At 60.2% G+C, this 26,279-nt stretch carries 15 protein-coding genes; 12 read left to right on the top strand and 3 right to left on the bottom strand.

Features of this window, described 5'->3' with window-relative positions:
* Positions 1-40: 40 nt before the first annotated feature.
* The 4 genes from ppk1 to LW884_07635 all read left to right on the top strand — a co-directional run bounded on the left by ppk1 (position 41) and on the right by LW884_07635 (position 5,871).
* A complete protein-coding gene (gene ppk1 / locus LW884_07650; GenBank protein MCE3008201.1) occupies positions 41-2,116 on the top strand; it encodes a polyphosphate kinase 1 in 2,076 nt (691 codons plus the stop codon).
* Positions 2,091-3,194 (top strand): adenylate/guanylate cyclase domain-containing protein, encoded by a 1,104-nt coding sequence (locus LW884_07645; protein MCE3008200.1) that lies wholly within the window; start codon positions 2,091-2,093, stop codon positions 3,192-3,194. The genes ppk1 and LW884_07645 overlap by 26 nt, the downstream gene beginning before the upstream one ends.
* 124 nt (positions 3,195-3,318) lie before the next feature.
* Positions 3,319-4,554, top strand: coding sequence for an insulinase family protein (locus tag LW884_07640; GenBank protein ID MCE3008199.1), 1,236 nt, complete (start codon positions 3,319-3,321; stop codon positions 4,552-4,554).
* Positions 4,555-4,557: 3 nt separating this feature from the next.
* Positions 4,558-5,871 carry an insulinase family protein gene (locus LW884_07635; GenBank protein MCE3008198.1) on the top strand — a complete coding sequence of 438 codons (1,314 nt, stop codon included), beginning with the start codon at positions 4,558-4,560 and terminating at the stop codon, positions 5,869-5,871.
* 43 nt (positions 5,872-5,914) lie between these two features.
* Here the strand turns inward: LW884_07635 and LW884_07630 are convergent, their stop codons facing one another.
* Together LW884_07630 and eno are read right to left on the bottom strand one after the other, a co-directional pair.
* A complete protein-coding gene (locus LW884_07630; protein ID MCE3008197.1) occupies positions 5,915-6,229 on the bottom strand; it encodes a septum formation initiator family protein in 315 nt (104 codons plus the stop codon).
* A complete protein-coding gene (gene eno, locus LW884_07625; protein ID MCE3008196.1) occupies positions 6,226-7,518 on the bottom strand; it encodes a phosphopyruvate hydratase in 1,293 nt (430 codons plus the stop codon). Before eno ends, LW884_07630 begins: the two co-directional genes overlap by 4 nt.
* 283 nt (positions 7,519-7,801) lie before the next feature.
* Between eno and rpmH the strand changes: the two genes are divergently transcribed.
* Together rpmH and LW884_07615 are read left to right on the top strand one after the other, a co-directional pair.
* Positions 7,802-7,960, top strand: coding sequence for a 50S ribosomal protein L34 (gene rpmH, locus LW884_07620; protein ID MCE3008195.1), 159 nt, complete (start codon positions 7,802-7,804; stop codon positions 7,958-7,960).
* Entirely contained in the window at positions 7,935-8,408 is a 474-nt protein-coding gene (locus LW884_07615) for a ribonuclease P protein component (protein ID MCE3008194.1), read from the top strand. Before rpmH ends, LW884_07615 begins: the two co-directional genes overlap by 26 nt.
* Here LW884_07615 and LW884_07610 read toward each other — a convergent pair.
* A complete protein-coding gene (locus LW884_07610; GenBank protein MCE3008193.1) occupies positions 8,378-9,565 on the bottom strand; it encodes an S-adenosylmethionine:tRNA ribosyltransferase-isomerase in 1,188 nt (395 codons plus the stop codon). The two genes, LW884_07615 and LW884_07610, sit on opposite strands and share 31 nt — an antisense overlap.
* Before the next feature lie 81 nt (positions 9,566-9,646).
* On the opposite strand from LW884_07610, the gene LW884_07605 reads away from it, so the two are divergent.
* The 6 genes from LW884_07605 (at position 9,647) to LW884_07580 (ending at position 26,238) form a co-directional block, all read left to right on the top strand.
* Entirely contained in the window at positions 9,647-13,801 is a 4,155-nt protein-coding gene (locus LW884_07605) for a S8 family serine peptidase (GenBank protein ID MCE3008192.1), read from the top strand.
* Positions 13,802-13,813: 12 nt separating this feature from the next.
* A complete protein-coding gene (locus LW884_07600) occupies positions 13,814-14,383 on the top strand; it encodes a tetratricopeptide repeat protein (GenBank protein MCE3008191.1) in 570 nt (189 codons plus the stop codon).
* A gap of 243 nt (positions 14,384-14,626) precedes the next feature.
* On the top strand, positions 14,627-19,327 hold the full coding sequence (locus LW884_07595) for a LysM peptidoglycan-binding domain-containing protein (protein ID MCE3008190.1): 4,701 nt from the start codon (positions 14,627-14,629) through the stop codon (positions 19,325-19,327).
* A 220-nt stretch (positions 19,328-19,547) separates the two neighbouring features.
* Positions 19,548-21,485, top strand: coding sequence for a hypothetical protein (locus LW884_07590; GenBank protein MCE3008189.1), 1,938 nt, complete (start codon positions 19,548-19,550; stop codon positions 21,483-21,485).
* 10 nt (positions 21,486-21,495) lie between these two features.
* Complete coding sequence (locus LW884_07585; GenBank protein MCE3008188.1) at positions 21,496-23,688, top strand: T9SS type A sorting domain-containing protein; 2,193 nt, start codon at positions 21,496-21,498, stop codon at positions 23,686-23,688.
* A gap of 33 nt (positions 23,689-23,721) precedes the next feature.
* Entirely contained in the window at positions 23,722-26,238 is a 2,517-nt protein-coding gene (locus LW884_07580) for a hypothetical protein (protein MCE3008187.1), read from the top strand.
* Positions 26,239-26,279 lie beyond the last annotated feature (41 nt).

Here is a 26,279-nt window from a genome sequence, read left to right as displayed (position 1 = left end):
GGGTTGTATTTCGGCAACAGGAGCGCGAACTTCGTACCCCATGTCGGATCGCTTTCGCATACGAGACCTCAGCTGGCTAGACTTTAACGCCCGTGTGCTACAGGAGGCGCAGGACGAAACCGTCCCACTGTTTGAGCGTATTCGCTTCCTGGCCATCTATTCCAGCAACCTGGACGAATTCTTCCGGGTACGTGTAGCCGGCATGCGCAACCTGCTGCAGCTGGGCAAGAAGGAGCAGAAGCGCCTGCTCTACGAGCCAGCGGCGGTGCTGGACAAAATATACAAGGAAGTGGGCCGCCAGCAGGATATATTTGGCCAGGTTTTTCGGAACGAGATCATGCCAGCCCTGGAGGAGCATGGCATCTACATCCTGGACGAAACGCAGCTGATGCCCTACCAGGAGACCTGGGCCCGAAAAAAGTATTTTGACCTGGTGCGGCCCCATATCCATCCCAGGATACTGAGCGCGGAGGATGCCCCCTACTTTTTGCAGAACCGAACCATCTACCTGCTGATAGAGCTTACGCGCCCAGATGAGCGAGAGGTGCGCCACCTGGGGATGATCGAGATCCCCACCCGCTTTGTGCCCCGCTTTTTTGTGCTGCCGGGCCGGGAGGAAGACAGGCACAGCATCATGATCCTGGACGACCTGGTGCGGCTGAGCCTGCCCCTTATCTATCCGGACTGGATAACAGGCGGCAGCTACAGCATAAAGCTGACGCGCAGTGGCGAGCTGGACTGGGGGGATGAAGAGGAGGGAGACCTGGTAGACAAGATACGCCACAGCCTGGAGAAGCGCAGCATCAACCCGCCCACACGGTTTCTGTACGACCACCGCCTGCCGGCCAAGTGGTTTGACGACCTGGCCAGCTACTTCCAGCTGCCGCATACCGACTTTGTGGCTGGTGGCCGCTATCACAATTTTTCCGACTTCTTCGCCTTTCCCAATCCGGCACACAAGCGCCTGAACTACCGGCCCCTGCCCCCGCAGCCACACCCCAGGCTGGAGCGCGCCGATAGCATCATGCGCCTCTTGCGCCAGGAGGGAGACCAGCTGCTACACCTGCCTTACCAGAAGTTTGACTACTTCATCCGATGGCTGAACCAGGCCGCCGAAGACCCCAATGTAACGGCCATCTTCCTTACCCTATACCGCGTGGCCGGCGATAGCCAGGTGGTGCACGCCCTGCTGCGTGCCCAGCGCCGGGGCAAGCGCGTGGTGTGCTTTTTCGAGGTAAAGGCCCGCTTTGACGAAGAAAGCAACCTATTCTGGGCCGGAGAAATGGAGCGCGCAGGGGCAGAGGTGTACTACAGCCTGCCGGGCCTGAAGGTACACACCAAAACCGCCCTGGTAGAGCGCAACGAGGAGGGCGAAACCCGCCGATATGCCTACATAGGCACCGGAAACCTGAATGAAAAAACCGCCAAACAGTATGCAGACATGGGGCTGTTTACCGCCGATGCGCAGCTGGCACGCGAGGTGCGGCAGATCTTCACCTTCCTGATCGAGCACAAAACCCACCGCTACGAAGACCTGCTGGTAGCCCCAAACCAGATGCGAAACCGCCTGTACGAACTGATAGAAGCGGAGCAGGCCCTGGCCGGCCAGGGGCAAAAGGCCTGGATGATCCTGAAAATGAACAGCCTGGAAGACCGGGAGATGATCCGCCGCCTGTACCGCGCTGCCGAGGCCGGGGTGCAGATAGACCTGATTATCCGCGGCATCTGCTGCCTGGACCCCACCCTGCCCAGCCTGCAGGGCCGGATACGCGCCATCAGCATTGTAGACCGATTTCTGGAGCATACCCGCGTCTTCATCTTTGGCAACGGCGGTGCATCCCGGGTGTACCTGAGCAGTGCGGACCTGATGCGCCGAAACCTGGATCACCGGGTGGAGTGCGCCTTCCCCATCAAGGACCCGGTGCTGCAGCAGGAGGTGATCGACATCATCCGGATCCAGCTACAGGATAACGCGCGCGCGCGCCTGCTGGGCCAGCTGGGCGAGAACCCCTATGTGCAGCGTCCTGCCCGGGCCCGCATTATCCGGTCTCAGTTGAAGACCTATGCGTATCTTCGAAAAAAACTGCGCGATGCGCGTCGGCTTCATACTTCGTAAAAACCGGGGCACCCTCCTCATCGTACTGGGCATCTGGGTGGCATTTCACCTGTTTGTAGCCTGGCTTACCCTGCTGGGCCAGCCCGATGGCCCCGATGTGCGCGCCCGCTACCAGGCCGCGCTGGAGTCGGGCCTGCTCTTCGGCCTGCTCAATATCCTGATCGAGCTCTTTGTGCTACGGCGACAGATGCGCAAGTGGCCGCTGCTGCTCGTCCTCCTTACGCGCACCTTTATCCTCCTGGTTCTTGCCTTCGCCTTTGCCTGGCTGGGGTTCTGGGTGGCCACCTATGTGCTGCAGCAGCCTGCCAGCTGGCAGGCATTCCTGCGCTTTCATTTTTCCGAATACGGCCATAGCCCACGTGTGGCCGTTGTGCTCCTCATCCTGGTCTCCTTCATTACCAACTTTGTGTGGCAGATCAGCCGTACCCTCAGCCCCGAGCGCTTCTACAACTACATCACCGGCAAGTACCACAGCCCGCGCGAAGAGTTTCGGGTAGTCATGTTTCTGGATGTAAAAGATAGCACAGCCATAGCCGAGCAGCTGGGCAACCTGAAGTACCACGAATTTCTGAACGAGTTTTTCTACGACCTGGACGAAGTGATAGCCCGGCATGAGGGCGAGATATACCAGTACGTGGGCGACGAGGTGATTGTGGTATGGCACAAGGAGTATGCCCGGTACAAGGGCTATGCCATCCGCAGCTTCTTCCGCTGCCGCAGGCGCATACGCCGGCTGGGTGCCAAGTACCAGCAGAAGTATGGCTTTGTGCCCGGCTTTCGCGCTAGCCTGCACAGTGGCCAGGTAGTGGTGGGCGAGGTGGGCGATACCAAAAAGGAAATTGTATTCCACGGCGACGTAATCAATACCGGCAGCCGCATACTGGACCAGTGCAAGCCCCTGGGCGTAGACTTCCTGGTTACCCGCGCCGTGCTGGAGAGCTTCCGGCGGGCCAGGCGCACCGGCCTGAACTGGGAAAACTACCGACTGGAAAGCATGGGGGCCATCCGCCTGCGCGGAAAGGAGGAGGAGGAAGTAGAGGTGTTCAGCGTAGAAGAGCGCAACAGCCCCGAGCGCTAACCATCCCACGCGGGCCGCACGGTAGCCCCCACTCGCGCTTAAAACCAGCTGCGGGTAGCTCCATCTGGCAGAGAAAGCCCTGGATTCAATACTTTTTGTGTACTTTGGCCCAAAGGCACCCGCCATGCACATACACTACACTACCTACCAGCTGGACAATGGCCTGCGCGTTATTGTACAAGAGGAGCCTGCCGTGAGCAAAGTGGCCGTAGACATCCTCTACCGCGTAGGCTCTGCCGACGAAAGCCCAACCCGTACCGGCCTCGCGCATCTGTTTGAGCACCTTATGTTCAGCGGTAGTAAGCACGTGCCAGACTACGATACCCACGTGCAGCGCGTGGGGGGCGAAAACAATGCCTTCACCAACTCCGACATCACCAACTACTACCTGACCCTGCCCGCCAGCCAGCTGGAGACCGCCTTCTGGCTAGAGAGCGACCGCATGCTGGAGCTGGACTTCAGCGAAGAAAACCTGGCCGTGCAGCGCTCGGTGGTGATGGAGGAATTCAAACAACGCTACCTGAACCAGCCCTACGGCGATGCCTACCTGCAGCTACGGCCCGTGCACTTCCGCTTCCATCCCTACAACTGGATGACCATTGGCAAAGACCTGAGCCACGTGGAGCACACCAGCCTGCAGGATATTAAGGACTTCTTCTACCGCTTCTACGCGCCCAATAATGCCACCCTGGTGGTATCGGGCGGTATAAAGGCCGCCGAGGTAATGCGGCTGGCCGAAAAATGGTTTGGCCCCATACCTGCCCGGGATGTGAAGCGCCCCAAGCGCGTAAAAGAACCCTGGCAGGCCGAGGCACGACAGATTAGCGTAGAGCGAGAAGTACCCTTCGATGCCGTATACCGCGCATACCCCTGCCCCGCCCGCACAGACGAAGCCTACTACGCTGCCGACATGATAACCGACCTACTGACCGGCAGCAAGAGTGGCCGCCTGTACCAGCGGATGGTGAAGGAAACCCGGGTGGCCAGCCAGGTAAGCGCCTTCAGCTGGGGCCTCTACGACCCCGGCATGATCAGCATAGAGGGCCGAGTGGCAGAGGGCCGAACCGTGGCCGAGTATGAGGCCGTACTGGACGAAGTGCTGGCGGAGTTTGACCAACTGACGCCAGAAGAACTAACCCGTATGCAAAACAAGATAGAGAGCCAGGAGGTATTCAACAAAACCACGGTGCTGAACCGCGCCATGAGCCTGGCCCTATTCGACAGCCTGGGCCGGCCGGAGCTGATAAACACCGAGGCCGAAGCCTACAGACGCCTGAGTGTGGACGATGTGCTGGCCGCCAGGCAGCACTACCTGCAGCCCAGCCAAGCTACCACCCTGCATTACCTACGCCAACGCTAGACCATGAGCCGAAAACTGGACCGCAGCACGCCCCCCCCCGCCCAGCCCATTGTGTATACCGCCCTGCCGCCCTACACCCGGCAGCAGCTGGATAATGGCCTGGACGTATACATGATCCGCTATGGCACCCAGGAGGTGGTGGAGTGCCAGATGGTATATCGCGCTGGGCATGCCTATGAGTCGCACCCCGGCCTGGCAGACTTTGCTGGCAAGATGCTACTGGAGGGCACGGCCCGAAAAACCTCTCTGCAGATAGCCCGACTGCTGGACGACTATGGCAGCCACCTGAATGTAGAGAGTGGCTACGAGCTGACAACCATAACCCTCAGCACCCTGGAGCACCACCTGCCCCTTACGCTAAACCTGCTGAAGGAGGTGCTGACTGAGGCCACCGTGCCGGATGCTGAGTTTGAAAATGCCCGTGCCCGCAGCCTGCAGCGCCTGGAGGTAGAGCACACCAAAACGCAGTTTCATGCACGCAAGCACTTTGCCCAGCGCGTGTTTGGCCACCAGCACCCCTACGCCTACACCCCCACCGCCGAGGCCCTGCAGCACCTAACCGCCGAGGCCTGCCGCAGCTATCTGGCAGGGCCGCTGCACCCTAGCCGCGCCTTCCTCATTGTGTCGGGCTTGTTTGACGAAGCAGACACCCTGAAGCTGCTGAATGATAAGCTGGGTAGCCTGCCTGCCCTGCCCCCCCAGGAGGCATCCTCGCTGGCAGTGCGCACAGCCATACAGCCCGCTGCGCCCGGGCTATACCACCACGCTATGGCCGAGGGCGTGCAGAGCAGCCTACGCATCGGCCACCTGGCAGTACCCCGAAACCACCCAGACTACAACCTGCTGCGCCTGCTCAATACCCTATTGGGCGGCTACTTTGGCAGCCGGCTGATGAAGAACATACGCGAAGACAAAGGCTATACCTATGGCATACACAGCAGCTGGGTAGGCATGAAGCATGCGGGCTATTTCGTTATCGGTACAGATGTGGGCAATGAGTTTGTGGCGGACACCCTGCGCGAAGTGCAGCAGGAGCTGGAACGCCTCAGGCAGGAGCTTATCTCTGAGCAGGAACTAGAGGTGGCCAAAAACTACCTGCTGGGCCGCATCATCAGCCAGCAGGAAACCCCCTTTGAGGTAGCCGATACCTTGAAGCTGCTACTACACCACGGCCTGGCACCCGACGAACCGGCCCAGGGCTTCCGGCAGATCCAGGAGGCTACCAGTGCCCAGCTACTGGCCCTGGCCCAGCAGCACCTGCAGCCCCAGCAGCTACAGTGTGTGGTGGCGGGCAAGGTGCAGGTCGCCACCACATAGTGTCTAATGTGAGCGATGAGGATGCGTAGGGCCACTCTCTGCTCTACTCTTCCGTTTCCACCACGATGAACAGGTCCTCGTTGGGCCGTTTCATGCGGTAGTGTTCGCGGGCTATGCGCTCCAGTTCGTGGGGATTGTGGGCCAGGCGCTGCTGTTCTGTACGTAGCAGGGCTATCTGCTCTCGGTACCACTGCTGCTCCTCTTCCAGCTGCTCCATGCGCCGGGCTATGCTCAGCTGGCTCTGCATGTTGTACTGGTCGAAAAACAGCATCCAGCAGCCGAATACGAGTACCGACAGCACGTAGCGATTTTTCAGAAAGGGCAGCAGGGACTGTATTCGGCTCCAGCGTATACTCATGGCAGGTATTTGAAGAATTGGTTTCCGTAGATGGCAGCACTGCCCAGCTCTTCCTCTATACGTAGCAGCTGGTTGTACTTGGCTACCCGGTCGCTGCGGCTGGCCGATCCGGTTTTGATCTGGCCCAGGCCGGTGGCTACAGCCAGGTCGGCTATGGTGGCGTCCTCGGTTTCGCCGCTTCGGTGGCTCATAATGCCGCTTATGCCGTGGTTATAGGCCAGGTGGATGGTCTCCAGGGTTTCGGATAGGGTGCCTATTTGGTTTACCTTCACCAGCACGGCATTGCCCGCCTTGTCTTGTATGCCGCGCTGCAGGCGCTTCACGTTGGTTACAAACAGGTCATCGCCCACCAGCTGGCAGCGGTGGCCTATCTGTTGGGTCAGCTGCTGCCAGCCCTTCCAGTCGTCCTCATCCAGGCCATCTTCTATGCTTACAATGGGGTATTTGTTCACCCAGGCTTCCCACTCGGCTATCAGCTCTTCGGTGGTTAGCTCCTGCTGGCTACTTTTGTACAGTTTATAGCGGCCTGTTTTCTTGTCATACATCTCGCTGGCAGCGGCATCTAGGGCTATGAAGATGTCTTCGCCGGGCTTGTAGCCTGCGGCCTCTATGGCCTGCATCACCGTCTCCAGTGCGGCCTCATTGCTGGGCAGGCTAGGGGCAAATCCGCCCTCATCGCCCACATTGGTGCTCAGGCCCCGGCTGCTCAGCACCTTGCGCAGGTGGTGAAACACCTCGGTGCCCATGCGCAGCGCATCGCTGAAGGTGTCGGCACTCATGGGCATGATCATGAACTCCTGAATGTCTACCGAGTTGTCGGCGTGCTTGCCTCCATTCAGGATGTTCATCATCGGTACAGGCAGAATGCGGGCACCGGTGCCCCCCACGTAGCGGTACAGGCTGATGCCCGCCGTGGCAGCTGCAGCGTGGGCCGCAGCCAGGCTAACGCCCAGCAGGGCATTGGCACCCAGGTTGCTCTTATTGTCGGTGCCGTCCAGCTCCAGCAGCAAGCGGTCCAGCCCCACTTGGTCAAATACGTTGAACCCCTCCAGCTCCGGGGCTATCACGTCATTCACGTGCTCCACGGCGCGCAGCACGCCTCGGCCCAGGTAGCGGGTTTTTCCACCGTCTCGCAGCTCTACGGCTTCGTACTGGCCGGTAGACGCGCCGCTGGGCACCATGGCCCGTCCGGTGTGTCCGGCTACGGTGGTCACTTCCACTTCCACAGTCGGGTTTCCGCGGCTATCCAGCACCTCGCGCCCGTGCACGCTTTCTATCTCGCTGTACATCTTTTCTTGTAGGGTTTAGGGTAGTCAAAATACAGAGAACAGGGCTGTAAAGATAGGAGGCTTTTGCACAGTGCGCCGATCCTGCGCTTGGGGCCAGGGGGATTTTTTTCCGTAGCTTGGCAGGGCGGGCGGGCTCTTGAGCCACCCGCTGTGGCTGCCGCGAAAAAAAGCGTGCGGTATTTAAATAAATCTGTACCTTTGCATCCCCCTGCACCAGCGTGTTTCATGGCTTTGCCGGATCTCGCGGCGTGTGGGTATGATTCTCTAAAGACCCTAGTACGCGATGAAACGCACCTACCAGCCCAGCAACCGTAAGCGCCGCAATAAGCATGGCTTCCGCAGCCGTATGGCCGATAAGGATGGACAAAAAATACTGGCCAGCCGCCGTGCCAAAGGCCGCAAGAAACTGAGCGTGAGTGACGAGCCTCGTCATAAGCGATAGGTACCGGGCTCGCCTTACCAAGGCGGAGCGCCTGCATCACAATCGGCAGATCGATTTTCTGCGTGCGCACGCACACACAGCCTACAAGGGCCGGTGGGTGCGTGTGCTTTTTTGTTGGCTCCCAACCCCGGTGCCCGCTACAGCCCCCATACAGCTGCTGCTATCGGTGGGCAAGCGGCGGCTGAGGCGCGCAGCCGACCGGAACCGTGTGAAGCGCCAGCTGCGCGAAGCCTACCGCCTGCAAAAGGCCTGCCTATATCCGGTACCGGTGCCGGACGGAGAGCTTGACCAGGGTGGGTGCTGGGCAATACAGATTATATTCTTGCAGTCCGCGCTTCCGCCCTACGCGGTGCTGGCAGCCGAGGTGCTGGCCAGCCTACAGGCTATCCACAGCCAGATGCCTGCACAACTGCAGGCCTACCTCCACAGCAGAGAGGCATCCCCGTAGCTCAGGAAACGATATTCGCGCGCAAGGGCATAGTCGTATATCATGCGCCACCGCTCTTCTCCCACAAAGGCAGCCACCAGTAGCAGCAGCGTGCTACCCGGCTGGTGGAAGTTGGTAACCAATCCCTGGCACAGCTGCCAGCGGTAGCCCGGGGCTATCAGCAGCCGGGTTTGCCCCGTCAGGGCTTCCAGGCCCTGCTCGTTCATGTAGTGTAGCAGCCGGGTCAGTGCTTCGCCGGGTGGCAGGGGTTCCAGTTCGTAGGCCTCCCACTGGCCCAGTAGGGTAGGTGCCTGCTGCGTGTGTGCCAGCCGGGTGCCCAGCCAGCACAGGCTCTCCAGGGCCCGCATGGTGGTGGTGCCGGTGGCTACAATGGGCCCCACATGGGCAATGAGCCGGAGCAGCGTCTGCTTACGGATCGTGAAGGTTTCGGCATGCATGTCATGCTCGGCTATCCGCTCGCTCTTCACCGGTAGGAAGGTGCCTGCCCCCACATGCAGGGTGAGCAGGGTGCGGGCCAGGTCCTTGCTGTCCATAGCCTGTAGCACGCCTTTGGTAAAATGCAGACTGGCCGTGGGGGCCGCCACCGATCCCTCTACCTCGGCAAAAACGGTCTGGTAGCGCTCGCGGTCCTTTTCGTCGGCCTCGCGCTGCAGGTAGGGGGGCAGGGGTATGCGCCCCACCAGGTCCAGCACATCGGCAAAGCTGAGGCGGGCTGGCTGCCAGTCGAACTGGATGCGGTGGCCCCCCGCTACTTCCTCCAGGTAGCGCACCGTTAGGCCCCCACCGGGTAGGGGGATGGTCAGCTCCTCTTGGCGCCAGCGCTTCTTGTTCCCTACCAGGCATATCCAGGTGGTCTGGCGGGTTTGTGCCAGGGCCGTACCGGGGTCTGCCTCATCCGGATACAGGCAGAAGATCTCAATCTTTGCGCCATGGTCGCTGTGGAACCACAGCCGGGCGGGCACTACGCGCGTGTCGTTCTGTACCAGCAGGCTATCCGGCGGTAGCAGCTCCGGCAGCTTGTAGAAGTACATGTCCTGTATACGGCCCTGCGTATACACCAGCAGCTTGCTCTGGTCGCGCATGGGCAGTGGGTAGGCTGCAATGAGCCGATCCGGCAGGTTGTACTGATAATTGGATAGCTGTACATCGGGCCGCATGGCCCCAAAGTTCGACAAAAACCCATAGGTTTGTATGAAAAACTCTACGTATTTGCGTTTTAGCCAAGGGATAGAACCGGCATGAAACGAATACTCCTCAGCTTTTGCCTGCTCAGCCTGGCCTTTCCGGCTGCCTGGGCCCAGCGCAGCTACAATGTACGCCTGGCGGGGTGGCAAGAGGCTGCCCGTTGGCAGGCCGCCCTACGCGGTGCCGATAGCCTGCCGCTGGGGCCGCTGGGTACCGCACGTGTGCAGCCCCTGGGCCGCAACCTGCGGGATGAGGCCGGTTTCTGGTTCACCCTCAGTTTTGCCAGCCCGGCAGATAGGCTGGCTGGCCTGCAGGCCGATGCGCGCTTTGCCCAGGTGGAGCCCAACCGCAGCCGCGTACTCCACACCGCAGATCCCCGTGCTGCCGAGCAGTACTACCACCCGCTGATCCGCACCCGCCAGGCCTGGGGCCAGAACCGTGGCGGCGGCATTGTGGTGGGGGTGGTGGATACCGGCCTGGAGTATGACCATCCCGAGTTTGAGAGGCAGCTGTGGGTAAACCCGGCCGAAGACCTGAACCACAATGGCCGCCTGGATGCTACCGACCTGAACGACCTGGACGAGGATGGCAACGGACGGATAGACGACGTGATTGGGTTCGACTTTGTAGACCAGACCGAGCTGTACAGTGCCGGCGATGGCCGCCGGGAGGACGGAGACCCGGTGGATGACAACCAGCACGGTACCCTGGTGAGCGGCATACTGGCCGCCCGGGCAGACAATGGCATTGGCGGCTATGGTGTAGCGCCCGATGCTCGGATCATGGTGCTCAGGGCCTTCAGCGCCGAGGGGGTGGGGGAGGACGATGACATAGCCCGGGCCATCCTGTACGCTGCCGACCAGGGGGCACAGGTGCTCAACTTCAGCTTTGGCGACATCTACCCCAGCCAGATGATGCACGCCGCCATCCGCTATGCATCTGCACGCGGCGTGGTGATGGTGGCCAGCGCCGGAAACGGAACCGGCGATAACCTGCACTACCCCTCCGGCTTCCCCGAGGTTATCAGTGTGAGTGCCAGCGCCTACGATGCGCGCAGCCGCAGCGAGTTTCTGTGGCCCCTCAGCAGCTTTGGCACGTCGGTAGACCTGTGCGCGCCGGGTAGCGGCATCCTCGCGCCCGACCTGTCGGACCCCGAAACGGGCGAACTTCGATTCGATTTCTTCAGCGGCACCAGCACCTCGGCACCTATGGTTAGCGCGGCTGCTGCCATGCTGCTGGCCCGCCAGCCGGGCCTGAGCCCGCAGCAGGTGCGGGGCGTGCTGGTTTCCACCGCCGACGACCTGCTAGACCCCGGCTGGGACCACTTTACCGGCGCCGGGCGCTTAAACCTGGAGCGTGCCCTACAGCTACCCAATGGTAGCCAGGTGCAAATTCTGAATCCGGCCAATGATGCAGGCACAAAGGCCAACCAGCTACCCATTGTGGCCACCCTGCTGCACCCCCAGTTTTCGGGCTGGACGCTGAGCTGGCAGCCAGGTATACAGGGTGGGGCAAACTGGACCCCCCTGGCCCAGGGCAGCGCGCAGCAGTGGGCCGATACCCTGGCCGTGTGGGATATAGCCAGCTTGGCCGACGGAGACTACACCCTGCGGGTGCGCGTGCAGCTGGCCAACGGACAGGCCGTGGAGGACCGCGTGCGGGTGGTGGTAGACCGAAGCCCCCCCACCCTGGAGCTGCGGGTGGTGGCACCCATATGGGAGAACGCCAGCCGCAAGCAGTACTGGGCCTGGCGTGCCAGCGACCCCGCCCGCGTGCGGCTGTACTACCGTGCCCTGCCAGCCGGTGCCTGGCAGTATACCGAGAGCGACCGCCTGCTGCGAAACAGCGAGCTGCTGCTAGAGCTGGCCCCAGGCAGCTATGCCTGGTACCTGCGCGCCACCAACGCAGCCGGAGACAGCGTGCGCACCGTGCTGGATACCCTGGACTATACCCCCCAGTATCTGAACCGTGTAGGCTTTCGCCCCCTGGCCCAGCGCCTGCCTGCCGGTGTACCGCTGGAGGCCCCCACAGACTTTGACCAGGATGGCCGACTAGAGTGGGCCATGAGCCGGCTGGATGAGAACCTGACCGTAGGGCGTTTCCTCTTCTACGAATGGGATGGGGGTAGCCTGGTGCTGCAAGACAGCCTGGCCGACCGAACCCGCTTTATCCCCAAGGGCGTGGCCGATACAGACGGTGACGGCAGCCCCGAGCTGTTGGGAAATCTCACCGACTCCGTTTTCCTCTACACCCCGCCCACGCCAGCTGCCTATCCCACCCGGCTACAGTACTTCCGGCAGCAGGGCCGCTTCCCGGCTGGCCTGGCCGATACCGATGCCGATGGTAACCCCGAGCTGATCCAAAAAACGCAGCGAGACTATGAGGTATGGGAGCGGCAGGGAACAGACTGGGTGCTGGCAGCCACCCTGCCCGATGCCAGTGGCGACTTCTTCCTGAGCGCTGCCCCCAGTGCGCCCGTGGCCGACCTGGATGGAGATGGCCAACCCGAAATCGTGTTTGGCGATGCTGAGGGCGATTTCCATATCTACGAGCACAGCGGCGGCGGCCAGTATGCCCTGCGCTACCTGGATACCACCCGCCTTACCAACACGGCCCCTTTTATAGAGCTGGGCGACTTTGACGGCGATGGAAAGCCCGAGCTATTTGTGGCTGCGCACACCAGCACCCTGCGCGATGAGCAGGACTTTGAAAACCTGCCGCTCTACTGGTGGGTACGCATATTCAAGGCTACAGAAAACAACCGCTACCAGCTGGTGTGGCAAGACCATCTGTACAACCTGGCCAGCACCAGCTGGAACACCAGCTATGCGGCCAACCTGGACCAGGACCCGGCTGCCGAGCTCCTGCTCAGCATCTTCCCCCGCACCTACCTGCTGGACCATGACGGCAGCCGCTACTACTGGCGCTGGTACTTGGAGGGCAGCCTGAGTACGGCCCATGGCGCGGGCGACTACAATGGCAATGGCATACCCGAGTTCAGCATCGCCTTTGGCGACAGCCTGCGGTTTTACGAGCAGGATGCCAGCTACACCCCCAGCAGCAGCGGGCTGGCCCTGCAGGCCGAGGTGCTGGGCCCCAGCCAGGTACGGCTAGGCTGGAATGCCCTGCCCGGGGTGGCTAGCTACCGCCTATACCGCGGGCAGGTGGCGCAGGCCGAGCTGCCAGAGAGCCTACCCCTCCTGCTCACCCTGGCCGGTACGGAGGTGGCCGCGCTGGATGCCAGCGGGCCCAGCCTGCGCAGCTGGGTGTATGTGCTGGAGGCCTATGACGCGGCGGGCAACCTGCTGGCTGTGAGCAACCTGGCCGAGGTGCGCACCCACCCCCGGCCCCGCCTGCTAGCCGCCGAGGCCCTGGATGCCACTACCCTAGCCCTTACCTTCTCGCAGCAGATGGCGGCCCGCCGTACAGACCTGGGCTATTACCGCATCGATGGCACTACGCCCGGCCAGGCCATTGCGGCCAGCGGCACCCGCGTGGTGCTGCAGCTGGATAGGCCCCTTGCCAGCGGCACCCATACAGTCGAGGTAGATACCCTGCTGTTTGATGCAGCGGGCGCACGCCTGGACCCCGCTGCTCGCCAGCTCAGCTTTATCTACCTGCCCGATACCAGCCAGCTGCTATACATACGCACGGCCCAGCGCCTGGACGAAAAGACGGCCCGCATCCGCTGGAGTGCCCCCCTGGCCCCGGGCAGCCTGGCGGGTGCGCAGTACCTGCTATCGCCCACCGGATCGGTGGTAGAAGTGCGGCAGGAGGCCGCAGACCAGCTGTGGCTGCGCGTAGACCAGGTGGTGCTGGGCACGGCCGGCTACCCGGTTACGCTACGCTTCTCCGGGCTACAGGGCAGCCAGGGCCAGCAGCTGGTGCCCCAGCAGGGCGATGCAGCTACCTTTTACGAGCCAGCACAAAGCCTGGCTGGCGTGTATGTGTATCCAAACCCTGTGCGGCCCAATGATTTTGTGCAGGGTTGCCGCTTTGCCCAGCTGCCCGCACGCTGCACCGTTACGGTTTATTCGGCACTGGGGCAGCCCATCCGCCGCCTGCAAGAGACCGACGGCGACGGCGGCCTGCAGTGGGACCTGCGCGATGCCAGCGGACGAACGGTGCAGCCAGGTGTGTATCTCTATCGCGTAGAAGATGCCAACGGTGGCGAAGTAGAGGGTCAGTTTGCTATTTTAGCTCCCTAGAATCACCAACACATGAAGCCTATTGTCCTACTGGCCTGTATACTAGGCATGGGCCTGCTGGCCTGCTCGGATAAAACCGGGCCAGAAGCCCGGGTAGAGCAGCTGCGTGAGCGGCTGGCAGAAAACCGCGAACGGCAAGCTGCGGGCAAGGCCCAGCCCGATTCGCTGGCCATGATGCAGCTGGCACGTGCCCTGGAGGCCCTGGTGGCACAGCGGCCAGGCACCGCGCAGGCCCCCCAGCAGCTAATGGAAGCCGCTGCCCTCTACCACAGTGGGCTGGGAGACTACTCCAGGGCCTTCACCCTCTACAACAGCCTGGCCGAGAAATATCCAAAAGCCAAAGACCGCCCGGAGGCAATTATCCGCATGGCCGGCATTGCCCAGGTGGAGATGAAAAACCCCGAGCTCGCACTCAAGCTCTACAAGGCCTACCTGGCCGAGTATCCGGACGGGGCCCATGCGCAGGTGTGCAAGCAGGCCATCATCTTCCTCGAGGATCAGGGCACGCCTGGCAACCCGGAGGGTAGCGAGGCACTGCCTGAGGCAGTGCAAGAGGCCATCCGGAAAGCACGCGCCCGCTAGGGTACCGTACCACACACCCGGGCCGCTGTAGGCCAGGTAGCCGGGTTGTAGCGCGCTTCTTCTACCAATACATGCCGGTTATGTTAAACAAGCGCGTTCTTGACAGCCAGGGCCGATATTTAGGGGGGCACATGTGGGCAAGTAGCTGACACCTGCCTTGCTATTCTTTTACCAGAAAATTGGTATCTTTAGGCCTGAAGTTGTGCCGTTTCGTGTTCTGTCCATAGCTTCTGCACCAAGATTATGAATGATCCGGAATCTATTCTCGTAAACGACCAGGCTGGTGCCAGCCAGGCACAGGGGGCAGAGGCCCGGGGCCAGGCCAAAAAGCCCGTGGTCTTCCTGGCCTGGACCACCGAGGACATAGGGGCGCGCCGGGCCGACTTTGGCATTATGTTGCAAAAAGCGGGCTATGAGGTGCTGGCCCTGGATGAGCGCTATGAGACCGACCAGGAGCTGCGCGACAAGACGGAGGCCTATGTGCGCCGGGCCGACTTTGCCGTCATCATGCTAGGCGGCGAGTATGGCCGTACCCTGCATGCAGACTCTAGCGTAAGCCACACCCGATACCAGTACGAGGTAGCCATCGGCCAGTCTCGCATGACGGGCGGCAGCTTCAAGGTGTTTTTCTGGCAGCTGCCCCTGGAGGGGCTGCTGCTGCTAGGCGAGCAGCAGGAGCTGGTCAACTTTATCCAGAACCACCTGACGGAGGACATGATGTTCTCCAATGTCAATTCTGCCTCCGATTTCATTCAGGACCTCAAGGGCTTTCTGGAGCGCATCGGCCAGAAGGAGGTCATCAAAAAAGAGTACGACCTCGCCTTCATCAGCAACATACAGGATGCGGCAGACTGCTACGAGACGATAGAGAAGCTGAGCGAGAGCCTGCGGGTTACTACGCTAACGGTGGTGCCAGAGTCGGAGGTGGATTACAAGGAAGAAGCCCAGGGCCGGATCATCCGTTCACGCCTTACAGTCATCTACTTCAAAGAGTCTTCAGACTGGGCCATCAGCTTTGTGAAACAGATGTGGAAGGTGGTAGGCGGTGCCTCGTCAAACAATCCCTTCCTTCTGATTGGCGAAGATGAGCCGCGCCGAAACCGCTTCTTGCGCTTTCGTGCACCGCAGATATTGCTGGAGGTGGTTAAGAAGCGCAACCTGCTGTCGGCCATTACCACCGTGCACGCCCGGGTGGCCGAAACCGGCCGCATTACCGAAACCAGTTTTTGCCCCTACACCGGCCTGCGCCCGTTCAACGAAGATGAATCCATCTTCTTCAAAGGGCGCGAAAGGCACGTAGACACCATCCTGCGCATGCTGGGCGAGGAGAAGTTTGTGATGGTAACCGGCTCCTCTGGCGACGGGAAATCCTCGCTCATTTTTGCCGGCCTGGTTCCCAGCCTCAAGGGGGGCTTCCTGTCTACCAGCTTTAGCAAGTGGGCGGTGGCCGACTTCCGGCCCGAGCGGCAGCCCCTGCGAAACCTCAGCATCGCCATCGGCAAAGAACTGCGCCTGCGCAACCCCGACGAGGTGGAGAGTGCCCTGAGCTACGGCTTCTCGGCCCTAGTGGACCTGTACAAAAAAAGCGACCTGTACTGCGACGTTACCAGCAATGAGTATCTGGAGGGCGATGAGGAGACCCGAAAAATGATGCGCCGCCAGGCGGCCAACCTGCTGATACTGGTAGACCAGTTTGAGGAATTCTTTACCAATACCGAGAACTACCGCGATGGTGTGGCTAGCCCCACAGCCCAGATTACAGTAAACGTACTGCTGGAGACTATCCGCATAGCCCGCCAGGAGGGGCTGCCTGTCTATGTGGTCTTCACCATGCGGTCCGACTTCATCGGCCAGTGCGTGGCATTTCGCGGCTTTGCCGAGTTGATTGGCAATGCCACCTACTTTGTGCCCAGGCTAAAGCGCGAAGAGATACAGGAGGTAATAGATGCGCCCGCATACCTGAATGGCAATAGGCTGAGCGTGCGCCTGAGCCAGCGTATACTGAATGACCTGGGCGACGGCCTGGACCAGCTGCCGGTGCTACAGCACGCCCTGCACCAGATATGGACGCAGGCAGACGCGGGCAAGGAAGAGCTGGACCTGATACACTATGCCAAGGTGGGCGGCCTGGCAGAGCTGAAGCTGCCCAGGGCCGAGGTAGAAGACTATCAGCGTTGGTTTAGCAAGCTGAACGAAGAAACACGCGAGCTGTATGCCAAGCCTGCCCTGCGCAACATCCTGAACCGGCATGCCAACCTGCTGTATGCCGTGGCGCACGAGTACTACAATGCACGCCACGACGACAAGATTACCAAAGAGGAAGCACAGGAGGTCATCCGCTATGCCTTTACCGGCCTGACCAAGATAGACGAAAACCGGGCCGTGCGGAACCGCATGACCCTGGAGGAGATTGCAGACCTGATTGGCAACGATGAGGTAGACTACCTGAAGGTGGGCCGGGTGCTCAACATCTTCCGCGAGCCGGGCAATACCTTTATCCAGCCCTACATAGACCCCGAAAAGCCCGAGCCCTATGACCTGGCCCCCAGCGTGGTGCTAGACATTACCCACGAGGCCCTGATACGAAACTGGGACAAACTGATAGAATGGGCAGAGCGCGAGCATAAGCGCGTGGCTACCTATGCCGATGTAAAGGTGCAGCTAAACCGCTGGCTAGACCACGACTGCCGGCCCAAGTACCTGCTGAACCGAGGCACCTACAGCTACTTCAGCACCTGGTATGAGGATACCCGGCCCACCACGGCCTGGATACGCCGCTACATAGCACCGGAGGAGATCCTGCCGGAGATGGATGTGACCGAGCAGGCCGAGCTCTATCTGGAGGATCTGGACGAGTTCCTGCTGCTAAGCCAGGAAAAGCTGGAACGGCAGCGCAGGGCCGCCATCTTTGCCCTGGTCGTCATCCTGGCCCTGCTGCTGGCAGCCATAGCCATGACCATCTTTGCCCTACAGCAGGCCGAGATAGCCAAGGAGAAAGAACAACTGGCTATTGCCCAAAAAACAGAGGTCGACAACCAGCGGAAAGAGGCCGAACGCCAGAAAACCCTGGCCGAGCTACAGCGCGCCAAGGCCGACCGACAAACGCTGATAGCCGAGATAAACCTGCTGCAAGCCAAAATGCAAGAAAAGGTAGCGCGCCGCGAACGCATAACGGCAGAAGAACGCAAGCGCTACGCGGAGAAGCAGAAAGCCCTGGCAGAAGAAAACGCACGCATAGCCCTACTGCGCAAGAAGGAAGCCGAAGAGAGCGCACGCGTAGCCCAGGAGCAAACCGAGATAGCCGAGCTGCAACGCCGAAAGGCCGAGGAGGCCCTGGAGGAGGCCCGTGTACAGCGAAACAGCGCTCAGGAAAACCAGAGCCGCTTCCTGGCTAACCTGACCGAAGAACAGGTGCAGCAGGGCCAGTATGAACTGGGGCTGCTGATAGCCCTGCGCGCCATGCCCGAAACCATAGGCGGCAAGGACAGCAGACCCTATGTGGCAGAGGCAGAGGGAGCCCTGTACAACGCGGCCGACCGGATGATGAACAACCGCGATCGGCCCGAAAACATGCTGCTGGGCCACACGAATAAGGTGGTGTACAACCAGTTTAGCCCCGACGGCAAGTACCTGATTACCACAAGCATGGATAAAACCGCCCGCCTGTGGGACCTGAGTACCAACAAGCTGAAAACCACCTACTATAAGCACACCCATATTGTAGACAATGCCGTGTTTAGCCGCGACGGCCGCCAGGTGGTTACCCTGGCCGAGGACTTCACCGCCCGCCTGTGGGCACTGGAGGCGGGCAGAGAAGTGGCCGTATTCCGCGGACATGCGGATCTGCTTACCTCCGCAGCCCTATCGGCGGATGGCCGCCGGGTAGCTACTGCCAGCAAGGATAAAACGGCTCTCCTCTTCGGCGAGAATGGCGGACGCATAGCCGTGCTACAGGGCCACACAGAGGCTGTGCTGCATGTAGCCTTCAACCCCCAGGGTACCCGCCTGGTAACCACCGGGGCAGATGGGATGGTGAAGCTGTGGGAAGCCGAGGGTGGAACCCTGCTGGCCGATATGAGGGGCCACGGCAGCCCCGTTACCTTTGCCACCTTCAGCCCCGACGGCAGTATGGTGGTAACTACGTCCGAAGATAAAACCGCCATCATCTGGGACGGCGTGAATGGCAACATCCGCAGTAGGCTGAAGGGGCACGAGGCCGCTGTGCTGCACGCCGCCTTCAGTGCCGACAATAAGAAGGTGGTAACCAGCAGCACCGACTTCAGCTCGAAAGTGTGGAGTACGGCCAACGGCAAGATGCTGGGTGAGCTGAAAGGGGTGGGGGCACATGGCGGGCCGGTGTACCATGCCGAGTTCAGCAGCACCGGCAAGCATATCCTTACCAGCAGCGACGACCATACCGCCCGCCTGTGGGATGCCCGCAGCTACGTGCACCTGGCCACCTACGACGGCCATGATGCTAATGGCTACTACGCCGTGTTTAGCCCCGATGGCAGCAAGATTGCCATGTCCGTCTCGCGCTTCCCGCGCGACCCCAGATTCTCCATACAGGTGTACAAGGTGCTGCCAGACCGCCAGGAACTGCTAGACTATGTACGCAAGAACCTGAAGAAGCGAGACCTGACACAAACCGAGAAAGACTTCTTCTTCCTACAGGAAGACCTGAGCCTGGAGCCCAATGCCGATGTGAAGGATAACCTGGATGGCACCCTGCTAGACACAGAGGAAGAACTGGAATCGAAAGACCGGCTAGACCCCGTTCGGCAGTACGAGCGCAGGCCCCGCTTCCACCGCGTGCAGGAGGGCGAGTCGCTCTTCATCATCGCGCGGAAGTATGGCATGGACGTATCTGAGCTGAAGGCGCTAAACAGGCTTACCTCCAACGAGCTGAAGGTGGGGCAAAAGCTGCTGCTAAAGGCGAAATAGGACAGCCTGGGTGTGGAAATAGAAGAGGGGCCCAATGCCCCTTTTCTTTATATTTGTATGTCTGACGTAACAAAATAGTGTAATTCAAAGTATTTATGATGCCCATTCCTGCTTGCTGTCTGTTTCGGCGCGGTGTTTCCGGGCTCTGGGGCATGTTGTCTTTTGTGCGCCCGTATATAGTTTATACCAGTTGTTACAATCTTCAAAATTTTGGACAGGCATGATGCGCTTCCTCCCCCATACCTTTCTTCTTCTTCTGCTTGGGCTGCCTTTCTGCCTCTCTGCACAGACAGACTTGCGTGTAGCGGGGGGGATCTTTGCCCTCACCAATGGTACCCAGCTGAGCGTGTCCGGTGATGTGGTGGTAAATGCTGGTGCCACCTTTTTGCACGCAGGCGAGCTGCGGCTGCGGAATAGCTTTGAAAACAATGGCGACCAGCGCCACAATGCGCCCGCCGATGCGGTTATCCGCTACACAGGCAGTAGCGAGCACCTGTACAAGGCGGGCAAGCGAGACACCCTGGGGGCCCTGTATACCAATGGCCAGAACCTGAAGGTGGGCGATACCCTGTACATTGCCGGCACCCTGAGTATAGGTGGAAGGCGGGTGCGCGCCACCCTGCCCGGCAACCTGCTGATTCTGCACGAAAATGCCGTGCAAGACTTTGGCACCACCGGCTATGTAGACGGCCAGCTGGGCATTGCCGGCTCAGCCTCGGCCAGCAAGACCTTTTGGATCGGAAATGGTGATGACCACAACCGGGTGACCCTGCAGGGCATAGGCTACGCGGCAGGGCCCACACCCATCATGGTTTTTGCGGCCCTGCCTACACCGGTTCCATCCGGCAGCCGGGGCAACGGAATCAGCAGAATAGAACCCGAGGAAAACGTCTGGTACGGAAAAATGCTGCGCGGCAGCCTGACCACCATGGGCAGCATCATGCCCAGCTTTTCTAATCTGTATGGGGTTAATGAGGCAGACCTCGTAAACCTGCGGGTAGCCCGATCGGCAGCACTTATTAACGGCACCTGGAGCGATATCGGCAACGCCGGAGTGGATATTGGTACGGGTGTGCCAGTCATCTACGCGGTAAAGAGCGACCCGGTTGCAGATGGCACCCTAGGCTACTTTGCCCTGGGCCGCTGTGCCTACTATGCCGGGCTACCCAGCCTGATAACCCCAGCCGATGTGTGCGAGCTGGACAGCATACGGGCCAACGTGAGCGGTGTAGACCCAGCTGTGGGTCTTCAGTGGTTGCAGTCTACAGACGGCGGTACTACTTACACAGCCATCTCGGGCCAAACCTCGCGCGTGCTGTACACCGTTGGCACCCTCAGCCCCGCTGTGAACGCCGTGGCGCTAGCCACCATAGCTAATGCCTGTGGGGCCGACACCACGGACCGGCTGGATATTACCATTCGGCCCGCTGCGCGGATGCAGGTAAAACTCCTGCTAGAGGGCGCGTACCAGGCTGGTGGCACCATGCGTAAAGATTACTACGACAGAAAAATGGTGGCCAATCTGGTCTACTCCCTACTGGATTCGGTCTACAGTAGGCGGTTCCCGGCAGTTGCCAGCGATCAGGGCGGCAACTACCCCAAGATGTACCGCAGCGTGGATGTGCCCGCAAATGCCGTGGATGTAGTAAGGATAGAGATCTGGGATGCCGGAGGTACTGCTATGATCTCGGAATCTCTGGCCTGGCTGATGCCCGATGGGTCTACCCGGCCCTTTGTAAATGGCCTGGCTGGTGACGTAGCCTTTTGTGGTTTCGTGCCAACACCCGACACGGAGTACCGGGTGGCGGTGCGCCACCGAAACCACCTGGGGGCTATCTCTGCAGGCACGTATGAGCCTGGCAACCTCGTAGATTTTACCCTTCCTGGCACCGTGGATGCCGAATACGTGCGCCTGTTTACTGCAGATAACAAAGCCGCCCTCTTGGCCGGAAATGCGGTAGACAACCTCGCATTTGGGGATGTGGGGGCGGTCAACTCGGCAGACCGATTCGTAGTCATCATCGAGAACAACGCACTGCCCGCCGATGCAAGATACCGTAGGCTGGATCTGTCGATGGATGCGCTTGTTAACGCAACGGATAGAAATCAGGTAGAAAGAAATGCTTTTCAACTGAAAGTAACCAACATCCCGAACTAAAGCTAACCGCATGGCCACACTACTACGCATTAAGCACCTTGCCGCTCTTTTTCTGTCGTGTATCCTACTGTTTGCAGTGGGAACTGCCCAGCCCTACCATTTCGACGTAGAGGTAGAGCAGCAGGTTTCGGGCAGTAATCTGCTGGTGGATGTGTACTTGCAGCGCACAGATGGGCCCAGCTATGCCCTTGCCTCCAGCAACTTTTCTTTCTTCATGACCCCCACTGCGCTGAACCTGGGGGGCTCGTACATAGACCATAGCCAGGATGGCCCGTGGGATGTGCAAACACGGCCGGTACACTATTTCGATCTAAGCACCGGGCGCGGAAGCAACTACCTGGTGCTCAATATCAATAGCAAATCGGGTACCGCTACCGAGGGCTACGCCATCCCCGACACCCGCACCCGGGTGGGCCGCCTGGTGGTTCCCATTGTGGATCCTGCTGGCTTCAACACCTTGACTTGGCGGACTGGCCCCATAGCAATTACGGCCTGGGACCTGAGCGAGATACAGGACCATGCAAACTTCGTAGATCCTGCCCCCAATTTTCCGCTGTGCTCCACACCCGCCCGTCCCCAGATTGTTTCCGGCTCCGGGGTGCTCTGCCCGGGTGGCGAGGTTACCCTCTCCACAGGCTATGCGGGTGTAACCGAGTGGTACCGGGATGGAAGCCTAATTACTGGCCAGAACACCAGCACCCTGGTGGCCAGCCAGGCCGGCAACTACACGGCCATATCCAAGTTTCACAGCTGCGCCTCCGAGGTGTCGGAGGTGTTTACACTGGCCAACTTCGATGCCACGGCCCCAGTGGTTACGGCGGCTACCGCCACGTCCATCTGCGCGGGCGACCAGGTGGTGCTACAGTCCAACCTCAGCGGTGCACATGTGTGGTACCGGGATGGCAACCTGCTAACTGGCCAGGCGCAACCTAGCCTCACGGTTACCGAAACGGGTTCTTACACCGCGCGCAGGGAAGGCCCCAGCTGCCTCAGCAGCCTTTCGGCTGCCGTGGCGGTGAATGTAACACCCATTATCTCCCCGCTTATTGCCGGCCAGGGGGGCAACTACCTGTGCGCGGGCGGATCGATTACCATCACATCCAATTATGTGGGCGACCACGACTGGTATCTCAACAACAACCTTATCCAGACCGGTGGTGCTAGCGTTACCACCAGCCAGGCCGGCGAATACCGCGCCATGGCCCACTCCACTTGTGGGGTTGTGCCCGCCACGGTTACCATCCTGCCCGCCAGTGTGCAGCAGCCACTGCTAGGCCAGGCCAGTACCGAGATCTGCCTGGGCGAAGCCGTATCACTCAGCTCAGATCAGCCCGGCGAGCATGTGTGGTACCGGTCGGGCGTCTCCATACCCGGTGCCAATGGCCCTACCTACCAGGCTACCCAGCCCGGTAGCTACACCGCCGCCATGAAGCAGGGTAGCTGCCTGTCGGCCCCCTCCGCAGCCATTACCCTGGCCGAGCGGGTGATACCCAGCCCGGTACTAAGTACGTCGGCCAATACGGTGGTGTGCGAGGGAGACCAGGTGCTGATCCTCTCCAGCCTGGTGGGCACGCATGCGTGGTACCGAGACAATGTGGAGCTGAGCGAAACGGGTAGCGAGCTGGTGGCCACAGCCTCTGGTGCCTACACAGCCCGATACCTGGACGGTGTGTGCCGCTCGGCCCCATCGGCAGCCATTCTGCTGGAGATGCAGCCTGCCGTTTCGCAGCCGGTTATTTTAATAAATGGAAATACCCTGGTAGCCGATATGACCGACAGCCTGCAGTGGTACCGCGATGGGGCACCCATACCCGGGGCTATCCAAAAAACCCTGGAGACACCCGGCCCCGGCCTGTATACCGTGCGTGTGGAAAACGAGTGCGGAGCGGCCACCTCCGAGCCTGTTGACTACCAGGTAACCAGTGTGGTAGACCCACAGCGCGGCTTTAGCCTGAATGTATATCCCAACCCCTACGCTGGCCGGACAGCCATACACTGCCAGCTGGAGCGCACTACCTATGTGGTGATAGAGGTGCTGAATATGGTGGGCCAGCGCGTGGCAGCCCTGCAAGATGGACCCCTAGAGCCCGGTGCTCACAGCTTTCCCTTTGGCTCGGAGGTGCAGGGCATCGGCACCTACACCCTGTCTGTCCGCTTGGATGGCATAACCTATACCCGCAAGATCATCGAGCTGACCCGATAGTCCCGCTTAATCCGTACCCCAAGCATCAAAATTGTGAAGCGGCTTATTTTTTGCAGTCTTGCTCTCCTACTGGGGCTCTCGGTACGTGCCCAGGTGCTACCCTACGATGTGGACTATGAACTGAGCTACACCCTGGAGCGTGGCAATGGCGATACGGTTATCATGCGGGTGTATCTGGAGAACCGGCACCCCACTAATGCGCTACAACTGGGTGCCGCCGACATCCCTTTTAGTCTATCGGCAGATGATAGGATTGACTTGGGTTCGCCGGCCATTGGCAGTACGATTGGCATCCATCCCAGCTCGCCTACTCAGTTTAGCAGCGGAGACTATGCACCTATTGGTGCACAGTATGGTGGAAACGCCGCGCACCCCCGTATCAATATTTCCATTACGCGCAGTGCACCCGGGACCGTGCTGAACAGCCCCTTCCCCTTTGATGCTACCGGTACCCCGGACGGCACCGTGAAGCGGCAGCTGGTGGCCCTGGCCCTGCGCATAGGGGCAGGCCAGTGCATGGATGACCTGTTACCCACCTTTTTCGTAACTGCTGGCAATCAACAGGGCATCATCTGCACCTGGCAGGATCTGAATGATGGAGACTGCGATTTCCCCATCACCCGCTCGCGCAACTTTAACCACCCGCCCGGGCCCACGGCCGTGAACTACACCTATGTAGTAGCCCGCACCAACCTGACCACCCCGCTGAGCCTGGAGCTGGTGCGCAATGCTGGCTCGGACATAACGGTGTGCAATACCGATACCCTGCAGCTGGCTGCCGCCCCCGCAGGCCCGGGGGCCACAGGCCAGTGGATAAGCGATAACCCCACCGTGGTTACCTTCACCCCATCGGCCAATGTGCACAATGCGGTAGCCCGAAACCTGGGGACAACCGCGACGAACCAGAATGTGCTGACCTGGCGGGTTACTACCACAGGGAACAACTGCGTGTATGAGCGCTCCTTTACCGCCACGGTGGTAAACCTGGATGCCGGGCCCAACTTCACCGCCTGCAATACCCGCACCCGGACCCTGGCCGCCGAGGATGCCACTACAGTGGGCGGTGGCACCTGGTCCGCCCATGCATCCAACCCCGGTTCGGCGCAGTTTAACGATAACACCAGCCCTACCGCACGCGTAAGGGTATCCGTGCCGGGTGTCTACAAGTTTTTCTGGACATCCAACAATACCGTGCTCTGCTCGGGCGCTCAGCTGAAAGACAGTGTGGTAGGCACCTTCTACTTCTTCCAGACGCCCATGGCCAATATACCAGACCTATGCGAGCCCAGCGTACAACTTACTGCGCCCACCCCCCCGGCGGGCTATATCAATCCCACCTGGACTCCTATTTCGCCCGGTGCCTCGGTAAACAGCGCCACCAGTCTTACACCCACCTATACGGCCACCATCCTTACACCCACCCCTAGGGCCGATAGCCTCGAATTTTCTGTCACCGTTAATGGCTGCGTGATACGCGATACCATCAAGATCACGTTCATCGGTCCCGAGCCCTACGCCGTAACCGAGCAGATCGCTGGCCCCTACTGCACGGGCGAGCCGGTGGTGCTGCAGCTGGCATCTTCGCAGGCGGGCTATGACTATACAGTATGGTACGGCGCTAACCCCATAGCCGGAACCACTACCGCCGGTACCGGCGGAGCGCTCACCTTCGGTTTCCTGCCCCCCACTACAGGCTCCCTTACCTTCCGCATCGTGGCCCAGAATGCCACCTGCACTGCTCCCATGGGCAATACGGTTCCCATAACGGCCACTCCTGCATACCGGCTGGCCCTGAAGGTGATGCTGGAAGGCCCCCTCAATGTGTCGGGTGCGGTGCCCGAGATGCGGGCAAGGCTAAACAATGGAAATGATGGGGATGGTGTGGAGGACCTGCTGGAGGACATCTTTGGCCTGGGTACAGCTGCCGTAGATCCTACCGGATTTATGAACCCACCCGGGTCGAATATGGCTATAAGCAACCTGCCCATCAATGATGTGGTAGATCTGATCAAGGTATCGCTCCGCAGCGATGCCACGGCCGCGCCAGTGGTGGCTGACGAAGCCTATGCGTGGCTGCGGGCCGATGGTACGGTGGTAGACTTTGCCACGGCGAGCAGAGCCGGGGTCGACTTTTGCGGCCTGGCAGCGGCAGGGAACTACTACGTGGTGGTAAGCCACCGCAATCACCTGGCTATCATGTCTGCCCAGCCCTATGCTGTCTCTACGGCAGCGAGCCCCCCGCTGCTGGATCTGACGAATCCAATCAGCATCTTCACCGTGTCCGGAGAAACCAATGGGCACCTGGTAGCAAATGGGCCCAGCTATGTGGTAGCGGCCATGTTTGCAGGCAATAATGTAGACTTGCCCAGTTTCCAGGATGTAGGTGCCGTAAATGCAGCCGACTACTTTAACTGCTATGTGCAAAACAACAGTATCCCCGCAAACGTGTACATCCAGGAGGATGCGAATCTGGATGGAAACGTAAATGCTACGGACTTGAACCGGACCCGGACAAATAACTTCTCCCTACAAATAACACGGGTGCCATAGGGCAGTGGCAGGGTGCTAATGCCTAGGTACAAGTGCTGGGC

This window comes from Bacteroidota bacterium, from assembly GCA_021300195.1.
GTDB lineage: Bacteria > Bacteroidota > Bacteroidia > J057 > JAJTIE01 > JAJTIE01.
The sequence above is the reverse complement of the archived record's forward strand: the minus strand, read 5'-3'. Positions and strand labels throughout refer to the sequence as shown.